The 18,268-nt window shown below is 67.6% G+C and carries 17 protein-coding genes; 5 read left to right on the plus strand and 12 right to left on the minus strand.

The genetic code is table 11. The features are described 5' to 3' along the window. The first annotated feature begins 8 nt into the window (after window positions 1–8). Window positions 9–1,607: a gamma-glutamyltransferase family protein gene (locus tag G3T14_RS07170; RefSeq protein WP_163641516.1), complete on the plus strand. Its 1,599-nt coding sequence runs from the start codon at window positions 9–11 to the stop codon at window positions 1,605–1,607. A 130-nt stretch (window positions 1,608–1,737) separates the two neighbouring features. Here G3T14_RS07170 and ntrC read toward each other — a convergent pair whose 3' ends face one another. Genes ntrC through dusB form a run of 3 tightly spaced genes read right to left on the minus strand, consistent with a single transcriptional unit; the run spans window position 1,738 to window position 5,417 of the window. Next, a complete protein-coding gene (gene ntrC, locus G3T14_RS07175; protein WP_163641517.1) occupies window positions 1,738–3,201 on the minus strand; it encodes a nitrogen regulation protein NR(I) in 1,464 nt (487 codons plus the stop codon). Window positions 3,202–3,210: 9 nt separating this feature from the next. Next, window positions 3,211–4,350 carry an ATP-binding protein gene (locus G3T14_RS07180; protein ID WP_163641518.1) on the minus strand — a complete coding sequence of 380 codons (1,140 nt, stop codon included), beginning with the start codon at window positions 4,348–4,350 and terminating at the stop codon, window positions 3,211–3,213. Beyond that, on the minus strand, window positions 4,347–5,417 hold the full coding sequence (gene dusB, locus G3T14_RS07185) for a tRNA dihydrouridine synthase DusB (RefSeq protein WP_163641519.1): 1,071 nt from the start codon (window positions 5,415–5,417) through the stop codon (window positions 4,347–4,349). Before dusB ends, G3T14_RS07180 begins: the two co-directional genes overlap by 4 nt. Before the next feature lie 115 nt (window positions 5,418–5,532). Here dusB and G3T14_RS07190 point away from each other — a divergent pair, with 115 nt between their 5' ends. From G3T14_RS07190 to G3T14_RS07200, 3 genes are read left to right on the plus strand one after another with little or no spacing between them, the layout of a single operon-like run. Further along, the gene (locus G3T14_RS07190; protein ID WP_163641520.1) at window positions 5,533–6,834 is read left to right on the plus strand and encodes a bifunctional 2-C-methyl-D-erythritol 4-phosphate cytidylyltransferase/2-C-methyl-D-erythritol 2,4-cyclodiphosphate synthase; all 1,302 of its coding nucleotides are present in this window, start codon (window positions 5,533–5,535) and stop codon (window positions 6,832–6,834) included. After that, window positions 6,831–7,325: a CinA family protein gene (locus G3T14_RS07195; protein ID WP_163641521.1), complete on the plus strand. Its 495-nt coding sequence runs from the start codon at window positions 6,831–6,833 to the stop codon at window positions 7,323–7,325. The genes G3T14_RS07190 and G3T14_RS07195 overlap by 4 nt, the downstream gene beginning before the upstream one ends. A gap of 5 nt (window positions 7,326–7,330) precedes the next feature. Next, window positions 7,331–7,654, plus strand: coding sequence for a protein tyrosine phosphatase (locus G3T14_RS07200; RefSeq protein WP_163641523.1), 324 nt, complete (start codon window positions 7,331–7,333; stop codon window positions 7,652–7,654). A 14-nt stretch (window positions 7,655–7,668) separates the two neighbouring features. On the opposite strand, the gene G3T14_RS07205 is transcribed toward G3T14_RS07200, so the two are convergent. The 9 genes from G3T14_RS07205 to G3T14_RS07245 all read right to left on the minus strand — a co-directional run bounded on the left by G3T14_RS07205 (window position 7,669) and on the right by G3T14_RS07245 (window position 17,262). Continuing rightward, window positions 7,669–8,124, minus strand: coding sequence for a type II toxin-antitoxin system RatA family toxin (locus G3T14_RS07205; protein ID WP_163641525.1), 456 nt, complete (start codon window positions 8,122–8,124; stop codon window positions 7,669–7,671). 6 nt (window positions 8,125–8,130) lie between these two features. Continuing rightward, complete coding sequence (gene lipA, locus G3T14_RS07210) at window positions 8,131–9,102, minus strand: lipoyl synthase (RefSeq protein WP_163641527.1); 972 nt, start codon at window positions 9,100–9,102, stop codon at window positions 8,131–8,133. Between the two features lie 113 nt (window positions 9,103–9,215). Beyond that, entirely contained in the window at window positions 9,216–10,412 is a 1,197-nt protein-coding gene (locus G3T14_RS07215; RefSeq protein ID WP_163641529.1) for a glycosyltransferase, read from the minus strand. A 395-nt stretch (window positions 10,413–10,807) separates the two neighbouring features. Next, window positions 10,808–12,247, minus strand: coding sequence for a dihydrolipoyl dehydrogenase (lpdA, locus tag G3T14_RS07220; protein ID WP_163641531.1), 1,440 nt, complete (start codon window positions 12,245–12,247; stop codon window positions 10,808–10,810). A gap of 72 nt (window positions 12,248–12,319) precedes the next feature. Continuing rightward, window positions 12,320–13,702 carry a pyruvate dehydrogenase complex dihydrolipoamide acetyltransferase gene (locus tag G3T14_RS07225; RefSeq protein ID WP_163641533.1) on the minus strand — a complete coding sequence of 461 codons (1,383 nt, stop codon included), beginning with the start codon at window positions 13,700–13,702 and terminating at the stop codon, window positions 12,320–12,322. A 46-nt stretch (window positions 13,703–13,748) separates the two neighbouring features. Beyond that, window positions 13,749–14,042 carry a DUF5076 domain-containing protein gene (locus tag G3T14_RS07230; RefSeq protein WP_163641535.1) on the minus strand — a complete coding sequence of 98 codons (294 nt, stop codon included), beginning with the start codon at window positions 14,040–14,042 and terminating at the stop codon, window positions 13,749–13,751. Between the two features lie 54 nt (window positions 14,043–14,096). After that, entirely contained in the window at window positions 14,097–15,545 is a 1,449-nt protein-coding gene (locus G3T14_RS07235; protein WP_163641537.1) for a pyruvate dehydrogenase complex E1 component subunit beta, read from the minus strand. A 147-nt stretch (window positions 15,546–15,692) separates the two neighbouring features. Further along, entirely contained in the window at window positions 15,693–16,781 is a 1,089-nt protein-coding gene (gene pdhA, locus G3T14_RS07240) for a pyruvate dehydrogenase (acetyl-transferring) E1 component subunit alpha (RefSeq protein WP_163641538.1), read from the minus strand. A 169-nt stretch (window positions 16,782–16,950) separates the two neighbouring features. Continuing rightward, the gene (locus tag G3T14_RS07245; protein WP_163641540.1) at window positions 16,951–17,262 is read right to left on the minus strand and encodes a septum formation initiator family protein; all 312 of its coding nucleotides are present in this window, start codon (window positions 17,260–17,262) and stop codon (window positions 16,951–16,953) included. 90 nt (window positions 17,263–17,352) lie between these two features. Here G3T14_RS07245 and G3T14_RS07250 point away from each other — a divergent pair, with 90 nt between their 5' ends. Further along, entirely contained in the window at window positions 17,353–18,237 is an 885-nt protein-coding gene (locus G3T14_RS07250; protein ID WP_163641656.1) for a LysR substrate-binding domain-containing protein, read from the plus strand. The last annotated feature ends 31 nt before the right edge of the window (window positions 18,238–18,268 follow it).

Below are 18,268 nucleotides of genomic sequence, written 5' to 3' on the forward strand. Positions count from 1 at the left end.
AGATCAGCATGCCAGACACCCCCGTCTACGCGTCGGCCGCCGTCGCTGCGCCCCATCACCTCGCCGCGCGCTCCGGGCAGACGGTGCTCGCGCAGGGTGGCAATGCCATCGAGGCGATGGCGGCGATGGCGGCGACCATCGCGGTGGTCTATCCGCATATGAACGGCATCGGCGGGGACGGCTTCTGGCTGGTGCGCGAGCGCGGTGGCCGGGTGCGCGGCATCGAGGCCTGCGGGCCGGCCGGCAGCCTCGCGACGATCCGGCGCTACCGCGAGAAGGGCTACGAGGTCCTGCCCTCGCGCGGACCCGACGCGGCGCTCACCGTGGCCGGTGCCATCGGCGGCTGGAGCCTCGCCCTCGATCTTGCCCGCGCGCTCGGTGGCCGGCTGCCTTTGCAGACCCTGTTGGCGGATGCGATCCGCCACGCCCGCGACGGCGTCGCGGTGTCGCCCTCCGAAGCGCGCTACGTGCCCAAGGAGATCGACACCCTCCACGACCAGCCGAATTTTGCGCAGACGTTCCTCGACGACGGCAAGCCCTACGCGGCCGGCATCGTCCGCCGACTGCCGGTTCTCGCCGACACCCTCGATCAGCTCGCCCATGCCGGGCTCGACGACTTCTATCGCGGCGATCTCGGCCGCGAGATCGCCGCCGATCTCGATCGTCTCGGTTCGCCGGTGACCCGCGCCGACCTCAAAGCCTACGCGCCGCGCGAACGCGCGCCCCTCACCCTGCGCCGGCGCGATGCGACGCTGTACAATTTCCCGCCCCCGACCCAAGGGGTCGCTGCGCTCCTGATCCTCGGCATCTTCGACCGGCTGAAGATCGCGCGCCCGGAGACGGCGGCGCATTATCACGGGCTCATCGAGGCGACGAAGCGCGCCTTCGCGATCCGCGATCGGATCGTCACCGATTTCGACCGGCTCGACGTCGACCCGGCAAGCTTCCTGACGCCCGAACGCCTCGACCGCGAGGCGGCACAGATCGACATGAGCCGGGCGGCCAGCATTCCCCTGCGCAATCCGGGCGAGGGCGATACGGTGTGGATGGGCGCCATCGACAAGGATGGGCTGGCCGTCTCCTACATCCAGTCGATCTACTGGGAGTATGGCTCCGGCATGGTGCTGCCGAAGACCGGCATCCATTGGCAGAACCGCGGCACCTCGTTCTCCCTCGACGCGCATGCGGTCAACCCGCTCGAGCCCGGCCGGCGGCCGTTCCATACCCTGATCCCGGCGCTCGCCTGCTTCGACGATGGCCGGGTCATGTCGTACGGCTCGATGGGCGGCGACGGGCAGCCCCAGTTCCAGGCGCAGACCTATACGCGCTACGCCGATTACGGGATGAGCCCGCTGGCGGCCGTCGATGCGCCGCGGTTGCTCTATGGCCGTACCTGGGGTGCGGAATCCCTCACCGTGAAGGTCGAGGACCGCTTCGATCCCGATTGCATCCGCGCCCTGCGCTCCATGGGCCACGCGGTCGAGGAACTCGGCGGTGCCTACATCGACTCACTCGGCCATGCCGGGATGATCGTGCGGCATCCCGGCAACGGACGTGTCGAGGCCGTGCACGACCCGCGCTCGGATGGCGGTTCGGAAGGGCTGTAGGGCCGAAGTCACGTGCGGACACAGCGCGCGCAATCTTGTCGAAAAGGAAAGGCCGCTTCCCCGAGGGAAGCGGCCGTTTTCTTGTCTTCAGGGCCGATCGATTTCGTCCATCAGCAAACCTGCCGGACCCTCAGCGTGAATTGCGAAACACCTGCAGGTCGAGGTCGCGGACCTTCTTGCGCAGGGTGTTGCGGTTGACGCCGAGCAGTTCCGCCGCGCGGATCTGATTGCCGCGGGTTGCGGCCAGCGCCGCGCCGATGAGCGGGCCTTCGATCTCGCGTAGGATCCGGTGGTAGAGGCCGGGTGGAGGTAGCGTGTCGCGATAACCGCCGAAATACTCGGCCAGATGGCGCTCCACCGCGCCGGACAGGGTTTCGGCCTCGCCGTTGCTGCCTTTTCGCGGGGCGCCGTTGCTCGGCTGGCTGTGGGCCAGGGGCAAGGTGTCGAGTTCGGCCTCGATCACCGGGCCGGTGATCGTCTCCTGCGGGTAGAGCGCGGCGAGGCGCCGGACGAGGTTCTCGAGTTCGCGGACGTTACCGGGCCAGCGATAGCGCTTGAGTCGCTCCATCGCCTCGCCGTCGAGGGATTTGCGGCTGAGACCCTCGCGCTCGACCATCACGAAGAAGTGGCGGATCAGGTCGGGCACGTCCTCCGACCGCTCGCGCAGGGCCGGAAGCCGCAGCGGGACCACGTTGAGGCGGAAGAACAGATCCTCGCGAAAAATGCCCTGCTGGATCGAGACGCGAAGATCCTTGTTGGTCGCCGCGATGATGCGGACGTTGGTCTTGATCGGAACCCGGCCGCCGACGGTGGTGTACTCGCCCTGCTGCAGCACGCGCAGCAGGCGGGTCTGCGCCTCCATCGGCATGTCGCCGATCTCGTCGAGAAACAGGGTGCCGCCCTCCGCCTGCTCGAACCGGCCGGCCGAGCGCGACAGCGCCCCGGTGAAGGCGCCCTTCTCGTGGCCGAACAGTTCGGATTCGATGAGGTCACGCGGGATCGCGGCCATGTTCACGGGCACGAACGGCCCGGTGCGGCGGCGGCCGTAATCGTGCAGCGCGCGGGCCACCAATTCCTTGCCGGTGCCGGATTCGCCGGTGATCATCACCGTGAGATCGGTGGGCATCAGGCGGGCGAGCGCCCGGTAGATCTCCTGCATGGCCGGCGAGCGGCCGACCAGCGGGATATCCTCGTTGCCGGGATCCGCTCCCGGCGCCGGCGTCCCGCGCGGCCGCGACAGCGCACGCCCGACTATGGCGATCAGCTCCTTCAGGTCGAAGGGCTTGGGGAGATATTCGTAGGCGCCGCGCTCGGAAGCGCGGATCGCGGTCATGAACGTGTTCTGCGCGCTCATGACGATGATCGGCAGTTCCGGGCGCACGCGCTTGATCCGCGGCAGCAGGTCGAACACGTTCTCGTCGGGCATCACCACGTCGGTGATGACGAGATCGCCCTCGCCTTGCGCGACCCAGCGCCAGAGCGTCGCGCAGTTTCCGGTGGAGCGGACTTCGTAGCCGGCCCGCGACAGCGCCTGATTCAAGACGGTGCGGATGGCGGCGTCGTCGTCCGCGACGATGATGTGTCCGTTGGGCATGACGCGACTCTACAGCTCCGCGGACGATTCGCGCCCATCGCGGGCGCTCGACATGGGGAGAAGAAGGCGAAAGGTGGTCCGGCGCGGGACCGGATCGCATTCGACGATACCGCCGTGATCGCCGACGATCTTGGCGACCAATGCAAGTCCGAGGCCGGACCCTTGCGTCTTCGTGGTGACGAAGGGGTCGAACAGGTCGGGCAGAAGGTCGGGCGTGACGCCCGGCCCGTTGTCGCGCACCGCCACCTCGATCGGCAGGCTGACGCGCTCGCGCGAGCCGGGCACCTGCAGGCGCAAGCCGGTGCGAAAGGCGGTGGAGAGGGTGATCTCGCCGTCGACCGTGTCGGCGCCGATGGCTTCGGCGGCGTTTTTGACCAGGTTGAGGATGACCTGGACGAGCTGGTCGCGGTTGCCGAGCACCGGTGGCAGCGAAGGATCGTAGGTCTCGACGAAGCGGATGTGGCGCGCGAAGCCGGATTGGGCCGAGCGCTTCACCTGATCGAGCACGCCGTGGACGTTGACCGAGCTGCGCTCCACCGGACGCTCGTCGCCGAACAGCTCCATGCGCTCGACGATGCGCACGATCCGGTCGGATTCGTCGCAGATCAGCCGGGTCAGGAGCCGGTCGTCCTCATCGGCGGATTGCTCGAGGAGCTGGGCCGCGCCGCGGATGCCGGCGAGCGGGTTCTTGATCTCGTGGGCGAGCATCGCGCCGAGGGCCACCATCGAGCGCGCCGCACCCCGATGAGTGAGCTGGCGGTTCATCTTGTCGGCGATGGTGCGCTCCTGAAGCATCAGCACCACCACCTCCTCGTCATCGCCCAGCGGTGTCGCGAACACGTCGACGCTGCGCTCCAGGCCGGAGCGCGGCTGGACCAGTTCGACCCCATACTCGCTCACGCTCGCCCGGCGCCGGCGCACCTCCGACACCAGGGCGCTGATCGGCGAGGCGAAGGGGATGATGTCGGACAGGCGCCGCCGCTGCATCAGCCGGGCGGAATGGTCGAAGAAGGTCTCGCCGGCATGGTTCACGTGCAGGATGCGGTCGTCCGCCCCGATGGTGAGCACCGGTAGCGGCAGGGCGTTGATCACCGCCTCGCTGGTCGGCAGCGCGAAGCCCGCGCCGGTCGCGTCGGCTCCCGTATTCATGCCGCCTCCTCGATCGATGGCCGTTGGTGCTGAGCGTTGTCGAGGACGGCCCTCTCGCCCAGGAACGCCTGCGAAAGCAGCGCACTGGCGAGGGCCGGATCGTTGGTGGTGAGGAGCCGCATGCGATCCTCCGGGTTCAGGCCGCCGCCGGCCTCGGCATAGGCTGCCAGATGCTTGCGGGCGTGGCGCACGCCCATGCGCGCGCCGTACAGGATGAGCAGCCCCTCGTAATGCTGCACCGCCAGGGCCGCGCGGTCGTTGTTCGACAGGACCGGGGCGGCTGTGCCGGAAAGCCCCGCGGCGATCTCCCCCACGAGCCAGGGGCGTCCGATCGCGGCACGGCCGATCATCACCCCGGCCGCGCCCGATTGCGCGAGGCAGGCGCGCGCCTCGGCGAGGGTGGTCACGTCGCCGTTGGCGACCACCGGAATCGTCACTGCGTCGACCACGGTGCGGATCGCCGCCCAATCGGCCTGGCCCTTGTAGAATTGCTGACGCGTGCGGCCATGGACGGTGACGGCATTGAAGCCGAGCCCTTCGGCGCGGCGGGCGAGATCGGCAGCGTTGAGGGTGGCATGGTCCCACCCGAGCCGCATCTTGACCGTGACGGGGATCGCGACCGCACCGCGCACGGCGGCGAGAATGCGCGTGGCGCCCTCGATATCGCGCATCAGCGCCGATCCGGAGGCTCCGCCGGTAACGACCTTGGCCGGACAGCCCATGTTGATGTCGATCACGTCGGCGCCGCTGGCTTCGGCCAGGCGCGCGGCCTCGGCCATCGGCTCCGGCGCGCACCCGGCAAGCTGGACCACGTGCGGGTCGATGCCGCCACCTTCAGCGCGCAGGCGGGCCTCGGTGGCGCCGCGCGCGAACTCGGCCGCCGCCACCATCTCGGAGACCACTGCACTTGCGCCGAGCCTGCGCACGATTCGCCGAAAATGCACGTCGGTGACACCCGACAGCGGCGCCAGCAAAACCGGCGCCGACCCGCCGGTGGCCCGTCTCGCGACAGAGCTCCCAACCGTCTCGGACGAGCGCAGAACGCTCAAATAATCATCAGCCCACATTGTGCACAACAAATAGACAAATCGTCCGAAGGCGCAAGCGGCTTGCGCGATTTGATTTACGCGACTCCCCCGCTTAAACGACAGGCCGTCCCAAAGCCTGCGCGCGAGGAAGTTCATGTCCGGTACCGCGTTCCCAGCGGCGGCAGTGGTGGTCGCGGCCGGTCGCGGCATCCGTATCGGCGGCGACCGCCCCAAGCAGTACCGCCGCGTCGGCGGTCAGGCCGTCCTGACGCGCACGCTCGCGGCGCTCGCCGTGCACGACGGCATCACCCGAATCCAGCCGGTGATCGCGCCCGATGCTGCGGCGTTCTACCACGCCTGCCTCGACGATCTCGACCCCATCCTGCGCGCGAAACTCGCGGCTCCGGTGAAGGGGGGTGCTACCCGTCAGCTTTCGGTGCGGGCCGGCCTCGAAGCCCTGGCGGCCGCCGGTGCGCCCGAGCTGGTCCTCGTTCACGATGCCGCCCGCCCCTACGTGGATGCCGGCTTGATCGACCGGGCTCTCGCCGCCGGTCGCGACCATGGCGCCGCCGTTCCGGGCATCGCCGTCACCGACACGATCAAGCTGGTGGAAGACCTCGCCCCCGGCATCGGCCGGGTGCGCGAGACGCCCGCCCGCGAAAACCTGCGCGCCGTTCAGACGCCGCAGGCCTTCGCCTTCCCGCTCCTGCTCGATGCTCATCATGCGGCGATGCGGGCCGGCCTCGACGGCTTCACCGACGATGGAGCGCTGGCCGAATGGGCCGGACTCTCGGTGGTCGTGTTCGAAGGCGATATCCGCAACCGCAAGATCACCCAGCCCACCGACCTGATCGAGGCCGATCGCAGCTTCTCCGGGTCCGACCCTGCCGCATCCGGACAGCCTGGAGCCTCCGCCATGACCACCTACGTGACCCGCCTCGGCACCGGATTCGACGTGCATGCCTTCACCGATGGCGACCATGTCTGGCTTGGCGGCGTGAAGATTCCCGCCGACCGCGGCGTGCTCGCCCATTCGGATGGTGACGTGGCGTTGCACGCGCTCACCGACGCGCTGCTCGGCGCCATCGCCGACGGGGATATCGGCACGCATTTCCCGCCCAGCGACGAGCAGTGGCGCGGCGCCTCCTCCGATCGCTTCCTTGCCCACGCGGTGGAATTGGTGCGGGCACGCGGCGGCAAGATCGACCATCTCGACATCACGGTGCTGGCCGAGGCCCCGCGCATCGGCGCCCATCGCGAAGCGATCCGCGCCCGCATCGCCGAGATCGCCGGTGTGCCGCTGACCTCGGTTTCGATCAAGGCGACCACCACCGAGAAGCTCGGCTTCGTCGGCCGCGCCGAGGGCCTCGCCGCCCAGGCCGCCGCCACGGTGCGCCTGCCGGAGATCTGTGCCGAGGTTAACGCCGAAGCCGAGACCACCGAGCGCCGGGCGTGATCGACGATCCCGTCCTGCTCGCGCGTGCGGAGGCTGTGATCGCCGCCTACACGGCGGCGGGGTTGCGGATCGCCACGGCCGAATCCTGCACCGGCGGCCTCGTCGCCGGGCTCCTGACGGCGGTACCGGGCTCCTCCGCGGTGGTGGAGCGCGGCTTCGTCACCTATTCGAACGATGCCAAGGCCGAGGCGATCGGCGTGCCGCCCGACCTCATCGCCCGCCACGGGGCGGTGAGCGAACCGGTGGCGCGCGCCATGGCGGACGGCGCCCTCGCCCATTCGCGGGCCGACGTCGCCGTAGCGATCACCGGCATCGCCGGCCCCGGCGGCGGTACTGCCGACAAGCCGGTCGGGCTGGTGCATTTCGGCTTGGCGACGAAGAATGGACCGGTAGGCCATCGTGAGGCCCGGTACGGTGACCTCGGGCGCGCCGAGATTCGCCGACGGGCCGTGGCGGATGCCCTCGGCCTGCTCGAAAGCGCCCTGCCCTGAGCCGGGTGCGAAACGTCCTGTTCGTCTGCGGCCGCAACCGCCTGCGCAGCCCGACCGCCGAACAGATCTTCTCGAAACGGGCCGACCTGGCCGTGGCGTCTGCCGGTATCGATCACGACGCCGACGAGGTGCTGAGCACCGAGCATCTCGCCTGGGCGGAGATCGTCTTCGTGATGGAGCGCAAACATCGCGCGAAACTACAACGCCGACATCGAGCGGCCCTGAACCAAGTCCGCTTGATCTGCCTCGACATTCCGGACGTCTACGATTTCATGGAGCCGGACCTGATCCGGTTGCTCGAGGCGAAGGTCACGCCGCACCTCAGGTAGCGGCCGACCGTCTGTCAGGCGGCGCCGTAAACCCGCCCGGCGCGCGCCTCAAAGGCGTCGGTGAACTTGCGGAAGGCGCGGTCGAACATCGAACCCATGAGCAGCCCCAGAGTCCGGCTCTTGAACTCGTAGGTGATGAAGAAATCGATGGTGCAGCCGCCGTCCGCGCCCTCCTTGAAGAGCCACCGGTTCTCGAGGTGCCGGAACGGTCCGTCGATGTACTCGGCCACGATCTTCATGTTTGCCCGATCGAGGGTGACCCGGGTGGTGAAACGCTCGCGGATCGCCTTGTAGCCCACGCCCATCTCGGCCACGAGCACCTCGACGCCGTCCTCACCGGTCTGCCGGCGCAGGACGCGCAGGGACTCGCACAGCGGCAGGAACTCGGGGTAGCGCTCCACGTCGGCGACGAGGTCGTACATCTGCTGCGGTGAATGGCGCACCGCGCGGTCGATCCGGAAAGACGGCATGAAGACTCAGGCGTTGGCGGAATGCGCGAGACGGGCGACGCGGGCCGCCTTCAATCGCGAAAAATCCTCGCCGGCATGGTGGGAGGAACGGGTCAGCGGCGTTGCCGAGACGAGCAGGAAACCCTTGGAATACGCTGTCGTCTCCAGGGACTTGAACTCGTCGGGCGGCATGAAACGCACCACCTCGTGGTGCTTCTTCGTCGGTTGCAGATACTGTCCGACCGTGAGGAAGTCGACATCTGCCGAACGCAGGTCGTCCATGAGCTGGACCACCTCGTTCCGCTCCTCACCGAGGCCGACCATGATGCCGGATTTGGTAAAGATCGTCGGATCGAGCTCCTTGACCCGCTGCAGCAGCCGCACCGAATGGAAGTAGCGGGCGCCGGGCCGTACGGTGAGGTAGTTGCCCGGTACCGTCTCGAGGTTGTGGTTGAACACATCGGGGCGGGCCGCGACCACCACTTCGAGCGCACCGTCCTTGCGCAGGAAATCGGGGGTCAGGATCTCGATGGTCGTGGCGGGGCTGCGGGCGCGGATCGCCCGGATGGTCTGGGCGAAATGCTCGGCGCCGCCATCGGCGAGATCGTCGCGATCCACCGAGGTGATCACCACGTGGTGCAGTCCGAGCTTGGCCACCGAATCCGCGACGTTGTCGGGCTCGCGCGCATCGAGGCCCTGCGGCAGGCCCGTGCGCACGTTGCAGAAGGCGCAGGCCCGCGTGCAGGTGTCGCCCATGATCATGAAGGTGGCGTGCTTCTTCTCCCAGCACTCGCCGATATTGGGGCAGCCCGCTTCCTCGCACACCGTGACGAGACCGTGTTCCTTGACGATGGCACGGGTCTCGGCCCAGCCGGCCGAGCCGGGCGCCTTCACCCGAATCCAGTCGGGCTTGCGCTGGATCGGCTGATCCGGGCGATGCGCCTTCTCGGGATGCCGCGGCCGCTGGTCGTTTCGGAGAAGGTCGAGGACGACGGCCATGCCACACCGCGGAGTCTGCCCGCGACAGGCGGACAAGGTCCCTTGACGTAAGCCCTCGAACACGAAGCTGCAAACCCACCGCGTTGCGATCGCGCGACACGGCATCCCATTCGTCAGGCGTTGCTGGCCGCTCCCGCCTTCATCGCCGCCGTCGGGGACCGATTGAGGCTGGCGGACAGTTGCGCCTCGAAATCCGACAGGTGTCCGAACCGCGAAAGCTTGTGAAAATAATCGAAGGACCAGCGCGGGTCTGTCCGCTCGACCTGATCCCGACGCGCATCCCGGTTTGTGTGCCGCGCTGCGGTTTCCCGCAAACCGTCGATGAAGGTGTTGAAGCGCTCACGCTCGATGGTCATCAGCCGCAAGGTCGTGGCACGCACGTAGTCGGGCGGAATGGCCCGCGCCTTCATGGCTGCGACACCGTCCTGCACGGCGCGGGGGTCGTCCGCAACGATGAGGGTCGTGTCCGGATGGAAGAAGGTGTCGCGCCCGCCCTGGCTGCGGGTGGAGACCACCGGCAATCCCGCCAGCAGGTACTCGCTGCTCGCGTACATGGCGCCTTCCAGGCGGGAGAGGCACAGACCGACATGGGCGGAGGCCATCGCCGCGTTCACGCGCAGATGGTCCATCGCGACGACGTCATCGGCGCCGATGTCGTTGAGGATCGTGTGGCCATGCGGCAAGGCGCGAACGAAGCGGTCGAGCTGCGCCCGTTTCAAGTGCGGCGACCAACTCTTGAACATCTTGGTCACATAGGCGCAGCTCGGCACGAGACGGGCCAATTCGTGCCGCTTGAAGGGCGCGAGCTGGGCATTGTAGATCGCGTCGCACCGCCGTTCCTGTCCCGGAATCGGATGGTACATCGTCTCGTCGATGAACATGTTCTGCGGGATCAGGTGCACGTCGACCCCGAGCTTTCGCAGCAACAGCTCCTCGGCCTGGGTATTGGCCATGAGGATGAGCCGCGCGCGGGGATGCGCTCTACGGAAGCGACGATGCTGTGCCGCCAAGGCCAGGGCGAAGGCGCGGCGTTCGAGGCTCATGGTGATCGGTTGCAGGAAGACCAGCGGTTCGTCGGGAAACCGCGCCGCGAGGTAATGGGCTGCGCCGAACGGCCAGGGTTGTGGCTGGCAGCAGAAGATCGGTGGATCGAGACTGAGGAACTGCGCCATGATGGGCGTGGCCGGATCCCAATTCCGTGGCGGCCGAATGAACAGGCCCCGCAGACCGATCACCTGACTCACGAGCGGGACACTGAACAGGAACGGGTATTGCAGCGTGTGCAGGCCGAGCATGAGCGAAAACCTCATCGCCGCCGCCGGGCGTCGAACAGTGCGGCCGAGGCCTCGGGTTTTTACAATTCCGCTGTGTCTTGGCTACGAAAACTTTTCCGGGACGTCTTGTCTCGATCCCTGTCGATTGGCCCGGGACTGGCTGGCCCGAAAAAGGTTCTGCTTGCCGGACCTCTCCGCACTCTTCGAATGACCGCTTCCGGTTACTGATCGAAGGTCGGAGGGCGCGAGTCTTTGTTCGCTGTACTCGGTGCTCCGAACGGCGTCGGCGGCCAAAGACGGACTTGGCCCGTGACCAGCAACGATCAGCCCCCCTGAGCGATGGCGGCGGAAGGGCCGCTTCGCACGTGGGCCTGAGACGGCCGCCTGCGCTGGGCTCGCAGGCGGCCGAGGTCGTCTGATGTCACCGACGATCAGCTATGGATCACCTTGCCATACGCATCGAGCACGCTTTCGTGCATCATCTCGGACAGGGTCGGGTGCGGGAAGACCGTGTGCATCAGGTCCTCCTCGGTGGTCTCGAGGTTCATGGCGACGACGTAGCCCTGGATCAGCTCGGTCACTTCGGCGCCGACCATGTGGGCACCGAGCAACTGGCCGGTCTTGGCGTCGAACACCGTCTTGACCATGCCGTCCGGCTCCCCGAGCGCGATGGCCTTGCCGTTGCCCGCGAACGGGAAGCGGCCGACCTTCACGGCGAAACCCTGCTCCTTGGCCTTGGCCTCGGTGAGCCCGACGCTGGCGATCTGCGGCTGGCAATAGGTACAGCCGGGGATCTTGGCCTTGTCCATGGCGTGGGTGTGCAGGCCCTTGATCGTCTCGACGCAGAGGACGCCCTCGTGCTCGGCCTTGTGGGCGAGCATCGGCGGCCCGGCGACGTCGCCGATGGCGTAGACGCCCGGGACGTTGGTGCGCCCCAGCCCATCGGTGACGACGATACCGCGATCGATCTTGAGGCCGATCTTTTCCAGCCCGAGATTCTCGATGTTGCCGACGACGCCCACCGCCGAGATCAGCTTTTCCGCGCTCAATTGCTGCGATTTGCCGTCCGTCGTCTCGATCGTGGCGGTGACGGAGTCGGCCGACTTCTCCACCTTGGTGACCTTCGCGCCGGTCAGGATCTTGATGCCCTGCTTCTCGAAGCGCTTGCGCGCGAGCCCGGCGATCTCCGCATCCTCGACGGGGAGGATCTGCGGCAGGAGCTCGATCACCGTCACCTCCGCACCCATGGTGCGATAGAACGAGGCGAACTCGATACCGATGGCGCCCGAGCCCATCACGAGGAGCGACTTCGGCATGGTCTCGGGGACCATCGCCTCGTAGTAGGTCCAGATCTGCTTCTTGTCCGGCTCGATGCCCGGAATGGCGCGGGGCCGTGCCCCGGTGGCGATGATGATGTGCTTTGCGCTGTAGGAGCCCGCGGCGAGCGCGCCCTTGGGGGCCGGCGCGCGACTGGTCTCCTTGACGGTGACCTTGCCGGGCTGGTTGCCCTGGGCTCCGGCCTCGATGGTCGCTTCGCCCCAGATGACGTCGACCTTGTTCTTCTTCAGCAGCATGCCGACGCCGCCGTTGAGACGGGCCGAGACGCCGCGTGAGCGCTTGACGATGGCGGCCGTGTCAAAGCCGACCTTCTCCGCCGAGAGGCCGTAATCGCCGGCATGCTGCATGTAGTGGTAGATTTCGGCCGAGCGCAGCAGGGCTTTGGTCGGGATGCAGCCCCAGTTCAGGCAGATGCCACCGAGATGCTCACGGTCGATCACCGCAGTCTTGAACCCGAGCTGCGCCGCGCGGATCGCCGCTACGTAGCCGCCGGGTCCGGCGCCGATGATGAGGATGTCATAGGTGTCGGCCATGGGGCGCTCCTAATCCCCTCCCTTATGGGGAGGGGTCGGGGGTGAGGGCTAGCGAGGGTGGCGTTACCGAAGTCAGACCAGCATGCCCATCGGGCTCTCGATCAGTGCCTTGAAGGCCGAGATCAGCTCGGCGCCCAGTGCCCCGTCGAGCACCCGGTGATCGCAGGACATGGTGGCGGTCATCACCTGGACCACGGCCGGCGCGCCGTCCTTGACCACGACGCGCTTCTCGCCCGCACCCACCGCTAGGATCGAGGATTGCGGCGGGTTGATCACCGCGGTGAAGTGCTTGATGCCGAACATGCCGAGGTTCGACACGGAGGTGACGCCGCCCTGGTATTCGTCGGGCTTGAGCTTCTTGGCGCGGGCGCGGGCCGCGAAGTCCTTCATCTCGTTCGAGATGGTGGAGAGGGTCTTCTGGTCGGCCCTACGGATCACCGGGGTGAACAGGCCACCGTCGATCGCGACGGCGACGCCGACCTCGGCGTTGTTGAAGCGGAGGATTCTATCCTCAGCCCAGACGGCGTTGGCCGCCGGCACCCGCATCAGAGCGAGGCCCATCGCCTTGATGACGAAGTCGTTGACCGAGAGCTTGAACAGCGGCTTGCCGTCCTTCGTCGTGCCGGCGCTCTTGTTGAGCTGCTCGCGCAGGGCCATCAGCGCGTCGAGTTCGCAATCCACAGTGAGGTAGAAGTGCGGCGCCACCTGCATCGCCTCGGTGAGGCGCTTGGCGATGGTCTTGCGCATGCCGTCGAGCGGCACCTCCTCGTAGGAGCCCTTGGCGTAGAAGCCGCGAACCTGATCGGTGGTGAGGCCGACAGGACCGCTGGCACCGGCGGGGGCGGCTGCCTTCGGCGGCGCTGCGGCGGGAGTGGACGCGGCTGCGGTCGGCGCCGGCGCGGCCTTGGTTGTGCCGCTGGCCATGGCGGCGCGCACGTCGCGCTCGATGATCCGGCCATGCGGGCCGGAGCCCGTCACCGCCGAGAGGTCGACGCCCTCCTGGCCGGCGATGCGGCGGGCGAGCGGCGACGCGACGATGCGACCGCCGGTGGCCGGCGCCGATGCCGGTTTGGCACCTTCCGGGGCCGCATCCACGCGGGCATAGGCCATGGTGCCGCCGCCGGGCGTGGAGTTCTGCGCCGGGGCCTCGGCTTTGGGAGCAGGCGCCGCAGCACCGCCGGCAGCGGGGGCCTGGATGCTGGCCGGGTCTTCGCCTTCGGTGGCGATGATCGCGATCAGGTCGTTCACCGGCACGTCCGCCGTGCCTTCGGCGACCAGGATCTTGGCGAGTACGCCCTCGTCGATCGCCTCGACCTCCATCGTTGCCTTGTCGGTCTCGATCTCGGCGAGGACGTCACCGGATTTAACCAGGTCGCCCTCTTTCTTGAGCCACTTGGCGAGGTTGCCCTTTTCCATCGTCGGCGACAGGGCGGGCATCAGGACGTTGATCGGCATCGGCGGTTATCCTGATCGGAAGCGGGCTGGCGTTGGTCTGGTTCGTTCAGTTCAGGGTGTTCGCACCGGAGGACTCATCCGGATCGAATTTCTCGGATTCGAGTCCGGCGCGAATGCGCTCGAAGGCGTCCTCCTCCGACATCTCGGTCTCCAGCGCGTAGACGCGGGCCGCCTGTCGGGCGAGATCGATCAGAAGCCGGCCCCAGGTGAAGGGATCGTCGAACGAGCGCCGCAGCGCGACGCTCACCGCGCCGTCGACCACGCTGGCCCGGACGACCTCGATGCCACCGTTCTCGACGGCATCGGGTGGGGCGGAGAGTTCTACGAATTTATCCGTCATGATCCTCGGCTCCACGTCCCTCGCCGTCACGACGCGGGACGAGCGCTGGGTTTTTTAGCGGTAGCAGACGGCTTTGACCGCCTCGATCACCTCGGCGACGTTGGGCAGCGCGAGCTTTTCGAGGTTGGCGGCATACGGCATCGGGACGTCCTTGCCGGTGACGCGCAGGACCGGGGCGTCGAGATAGTCGAAGGCATCGACCATCAGGCGGGCCGAGATCTCGGCGCCGATTCCCGATTGCGGGAAGCCTTCCTCCACGGTGACACAGCGACCGGTCTTCTTCACCGACTCGATGACCGTATCGGTGTCCATCGGGCGCAGGGTGCGCAGGTCGATCACCTCGGCCTCGATGCCCTGCTCGGCAAGCGCCTGCGCGGCCTTCAGCGCATAGGTCATGCCGATGGAGAACGAGACGATCGTCACATCGGTGCCGGGGCGGTGGATGCGGGCCTTGCCGATGGGCAGCACGAAATCGTCGAGCTTCGGCACCGGGAAGCTCTGGCCGTAGAGAATTTCGTTCTCGAGGAAGATGATCGGGTTCGGGTCGCGGATCGCCGCCTTGAGCAGGCCCTTGGCGTCCGACGCCGTGTAGGGCGCGATCACCTTGAGGCCGGGCACGCTGGAGTACCACGACGAGTAATCGTGGCTGTGCTGGGCGCCGACGCGGGCCGCCGCACCGTTGGGGCCGCGGAACACGATCGGACAGCCGAGCTGGCCGCCGGACATGTAGAGGGTCTTGGCCGCCGAGTTGATGATGTGGTCGATCGCCTGCATGGCGAAGTTGAAGGTCATGAACTCGACGATGGGGCGCAGGCCGGTATAGGCGGCACCCACTGCGATACCTGCAAAACCGTGCTCTGTGATCGGTGTATCGACCACGCGGCGCGCACCGAATTCCTGCAGCAGACCTTGGGTGATCTTGTAGGCGCCCTGGTATTCGGCGACCTCCTCGCCGATCACGAAGACGGAGTCCTCGCGGCGCATCTCCTCGGCCATGGCGTCGCGAAGCGCCTCGCGCACGGTGGTGGTGACCATCTCGGTCCCTTCCGGGAACTCGGCCATCACCGGGGCCGGCGTCTTGTTGGTGATCACCGCCGGGCTCGCCGGCGCATTGGCCTTGTCGTCGCCGGTCTTGGCGGTCGCGGCCGGCGCCGAGGCATGCCCTTCCGCCTGCATCGTCGGGGTCGGGGCGGGCTGGCCAACGGAATCGGCGCCGTCGGCCTTCTTGCCACCACCTGCCGCCGCCGCGGCGACGTCTTCGCCGTCCGCCGCGATGATCGCGATCGGGGTGTTGACCTTCACCCCCTCGGTGCCCTCGGCGATGAGGATTTTGGCGAGTACGCCCTCGTCGATGGCCTCGACCTCCATCGTCGCCTTGTCGGTCTCGATCTCGGCGAGGACGTCGCCGGATTTCACCGGGTCGCCCTCTTTCTTGAGCCATTTGGCGAGCTTCCCCTCTTCCATGGTCGGAGAGAGGGCGGGCATCAGGATGTCGGTCGCCATGAGGTACTCGTCGTCGATCGAGGATGAAGCGGGCGGCCCTGGAGCCGTTTCCGTGAGAACGGAATCGGCTGCCTGTCTTGAGCGTCGGCGCGTTATCGTCCCGTCAGCCGGGTCCATCCAACGCCACGACGCGGTCGAGAACGCGGCTCAGCCGCGCGCCTCCAGAAGGATGTCGGTCCAGAGCTCGGCGGGATCCGGCTCGGGATCGTGGGTGGCGAATTCGGCCGCGTCGCTCACCGCCTCGCGGACCTTCGCATCGGTGGCCTTCAGGTCGGCCTCGGGCACGCCGTGCTCCTCGATCAGGCGCTTGCGCACCATCTCGATCGGGTCGTGCTCGTCGCGCATCTTCGAGACTTCGTCCTTGGTCCGGTATTTCGCCGGATCGGACATCGAGTGGCCACGATAGCGGTAGGTCTGCATCTCGAGGATGTAGGGGCCTTCGCCGGAGCGGGCATGTTCGATGGCGCGGGACGCGGCCTCGCGCACCGTGCGCACGTCCATCCCGTCCACCTGCTCGCCGGGAATACCGAAGGAGATGCCGCGACGGGAGAAATCGGTCTGCGCCGAGGCGCGGGCCACGGACGTGCCCATGGCGTAGCGGTTGTTCTCGATGACGTAGACCACCGGCAGCTTCCACAGCTGCGCCATGTTGAAGCTCTCGTAGACCTGGCCCTGATTGGCAGCGCCGTCGCCCATATAGGTCAGGCTGACGTGGCCGTTCTTCTTGTAGGCATCGGCAAAGCCGAGGCCGGTGCCGAGCGAAACCTGTGCACCGACGATACCGTGGCCGCCGAAGAACTGCTTCTCGCGGCTGAACATGTGCATCGAGCCACCCTTGCCGCGGCTGTAGCCGCCGCGACGTCCGGTGAGCTCGGCCATCACGCCCTTCGGGTCCATGCCGCAGGCGAGCATGTGGCCGTGGTCGCGATATCCGGTGATGACCTGATCGCCCTCGATGGACGCCATCTGCATCCCGATGACGACGGCTTCCTGGCCGATGTAGAGATGGCAGAAGCCACCGATCAGCCCCATGCCGTAGAGCTGCCCCGCCTTCTCCTCGAAGCGGCGGATCAGCAGCATCTCGTGGTAGGCGTGGAGCTCTTCCTCGCGGGTGAATTTCGGCGCGGGCTCGTGGGCCACTGCGCTGCCGGTCGCGGGAATCGTCGGATCGACGTCAGCGTGATCGGACTTGATCTGATCAGCTTTAGCCTGACCCGCTTCGTTGGCGGCATCCATCGGCGCTCTCCCGGAACGTCTCTTCTGCCACCGTTTCTAAGGCACGCATTTTGGGAAAGCGAGGCCGCCCCGTCGACAGATCGCCCGAGTTGTCAGTGATGACGAGGGCGCGTCGGAGATTGAAATCGGTGCGTAAAGCGTCGGTGCTGCGGCCGTGCAGGGACTGCCTTCAGGGGGTGATGATGACCACGTCGTTGGCGTGCACCCGGCCGAGAACGACGCGGGCGCGTTCCTCGAGCAGGTCGCGATCGATCTGGTCGCTGCGCAGCAGGGCCACGCGGTGCTCCCAGGTGGCACGGTCCGCCTTGGCGGCGGTGAGCTCCTGGTTGAGCCCGTAGGCCTGGATCTTGAGCGCGCGCTTGGCTTCGAGGCCGCGGTTTCCGCTCTCGGCCTGATGCACGAAATAGCCGACGACGAGGCCCGACACGGCGTAGAGGCCGAGCGGCATCAGGACGGAACGGACGCGGCGACGGATGACCATGGCGGCACCATCGCGCCGCAGGGTTAAGGAAATCTTATCCAGGCCTTTGCGCCTTGCCACACGGCTCAGGCCGGGTAGGTCTCGTTGATGATGCGCTTCGACCTCGTCGATCTCGGATTGTTCCGCCACGTGGTCGAGGCGGGCTCGATCACCCATGGGGCGGCACGGGCCAACCTCGCGCTGGCGGCGGCCTCCGTCCGCATCCGCGCCATGGAGGAGACGCTGGGGGCCGCCCTCCTCATCCGCGGGCGCCAGGGCGTCACCGCGACCCCGGCGGGCCGCACCCTGCTCGCCCATGCCCGCGGCCTGCTCGACCGCATCGACCGGATGCAGGAGGATCTGGCCCCGTTCTCCGGCGGGACGGTGGGCCAGATCCGGGTGCTGTCGAACACCAACGCCCTGACCGAATTCCTGCCCGAGGTGCTCAGCGCCTTCCTGGCTCATCAGGCCGGCGTTAGCGTCGATATCGAGGAGCGGACCTCCGACGAGATCGTCGGACTGGTGGCGGACGGGGCGGCCGATCTCGGTATCGTCGCCGGCACCGTCGATACCGGCACGCTGGAAACCTACCCGTTCCGGCAGGATCGCTTCGTGGTGGTGGTCTCCGACCGGCATGCCTTTGCCGGACGCGACGGCGTGGCCTTCGCCGAGGTTCTCGATCACGACCTCGTCGGCCTCGATCGCACCAGCGCATTGACCCGCTTCCTCGCCGACAAGGCGGCCCGTACCGGGCGTCCCCCCATGCGCCTGAGGGTGCAACTGCGCAGCTTCGATGCGGTCTGCCGGCTGGTGGAATGCGGCGTCGGCCTCGGCATCGTCCCCGAGACCACCGCCCGCCGGGTCGCCCGCTCCATGGCCATCGCGATCGTGCCGCTGCGCGATCCCTGGGCGGCGCGCGACCTCACCATCTGCGTCCGGTCCCTGGACGCCCTGCCCGGATTCGCACAGGATTTCGTGGCGCATCTGCGCGCATAGATTTTGCGCGAATCGTCGATCGGGCGTGTCG

The organism is Methylobacterium sp. BTF04 (assembly GCF_010692745.1).
Taxonomy (GTDB): domain Bacteria; phylum Pseudomonadota; class Alphaproteobacteria; order Rhizobiales; family Beijerinckiaceae; genus Methylobacterium.

Bases quoted from the DNA above. Each gene is read 5' to 3' on its own strand.
- G3T14_RS07170 (WP_163641516.1), top strand. From the start codon at position 9: ATGCCAGACACCCCCGTCTACGCGTCGGCCGCCGTCGCTGCGCCCCAT.
- ntrC (WP_163641517.1), bottom strand. From the start codon at position 3,201: ATGCCCAACGGACACATCATCGTCGCGGACGACGACGCCGCCATCCGC.
- G3T14_RS07180 (WP_163641518.1), bottom strand. From the start codon at position 4,350: ATGAATACGGGAGCCGACGCGACCGGCGCGGGCTTCGCGCTGCCGACC.
- dusB (WP_163641519.1), bottom strand. From the start codon at position 5,417: ATGTGGGCTGATGATTATTTGAGCGTTCTGCGCTCGTCCGAGACGGTT.
- G3T14_RS07190 (WP_163641520.1), top strand. From the start codon at position 5,533: ATGTCCGGTACCGCGTTCCCAGCGGCGGCAGTGGTGGTCGCGGCCGGT.
- G3T14_RS07205 (WP_163641525.1), bottom strand. From the start codon at position 8,124: ATGCCGTCTTTCCGGATCGACCGCGCGGTGCGCCATTCACCGCAGCAG.
- lipA (WP_163641527.1), bottom strand. From the start codon at position 9,102: ATGGCCGTCGTCCTCGACCTTCTCCGAAACGACCAGCGGCCGCGGCAT.
- G3T14_RS07215 (WP_163641529.1), bottom strand. From the start codon at position 10,412: ATGAGGTTTTCGCTCATGCTCGGCCTGCACACGCTGCAATACCCGTTC.
- lpdA (WP_163641531.1), bottom strand. From the start codon at position 12,247: ATGGCCGACACCTATGACATCCTCATCATCGGCGCCGGACCCGGCGGC.
- G3T14_RS07225 (WP_163641533.1), bottom strand. From the start codon at position 13,702: ATGCCGATCAACGTCCTGATGCCCGCCCTGTCGCCGACGATGGAAAAG.
- G3T14_RS07230 (WP_163641535.1), bottom strand. From the start codon at position 14,042: ATGACGGATAAATTCGTAGAACTCTCCGCCCCACCCGATGCCGTCGAG.
- G3T14_RS07235 (WP_163641537.1), bottom strand. From the start codon at position 15,545: ATGGCGACCGACATCCTGATGCCCGCCCTCTCTCCGACCATGGAAGAG.
- pdhA (WP_163641538.1), bottom strand. From the start codon at position 16,781: ATGGATGCCGCCAACGAAGCGGGTCAGGCTAAAGCTGATCAGATCAAG.
- G3T14_RS07245 (WP_163641540.1), bottom strand. From the start codon at position 17,262: ATGGTCATCCGTCGCCGCGTCCGTTCCGTCCTGATGCCGCTCGGCCTC.
- G3T14_RS07250 (WP_163641656.1), top strand. From the start codon at position 17,353: ATGCGCTTCGACCTCGTCGATCTCGGATTGTTCCGCCACGTGGTCGAG.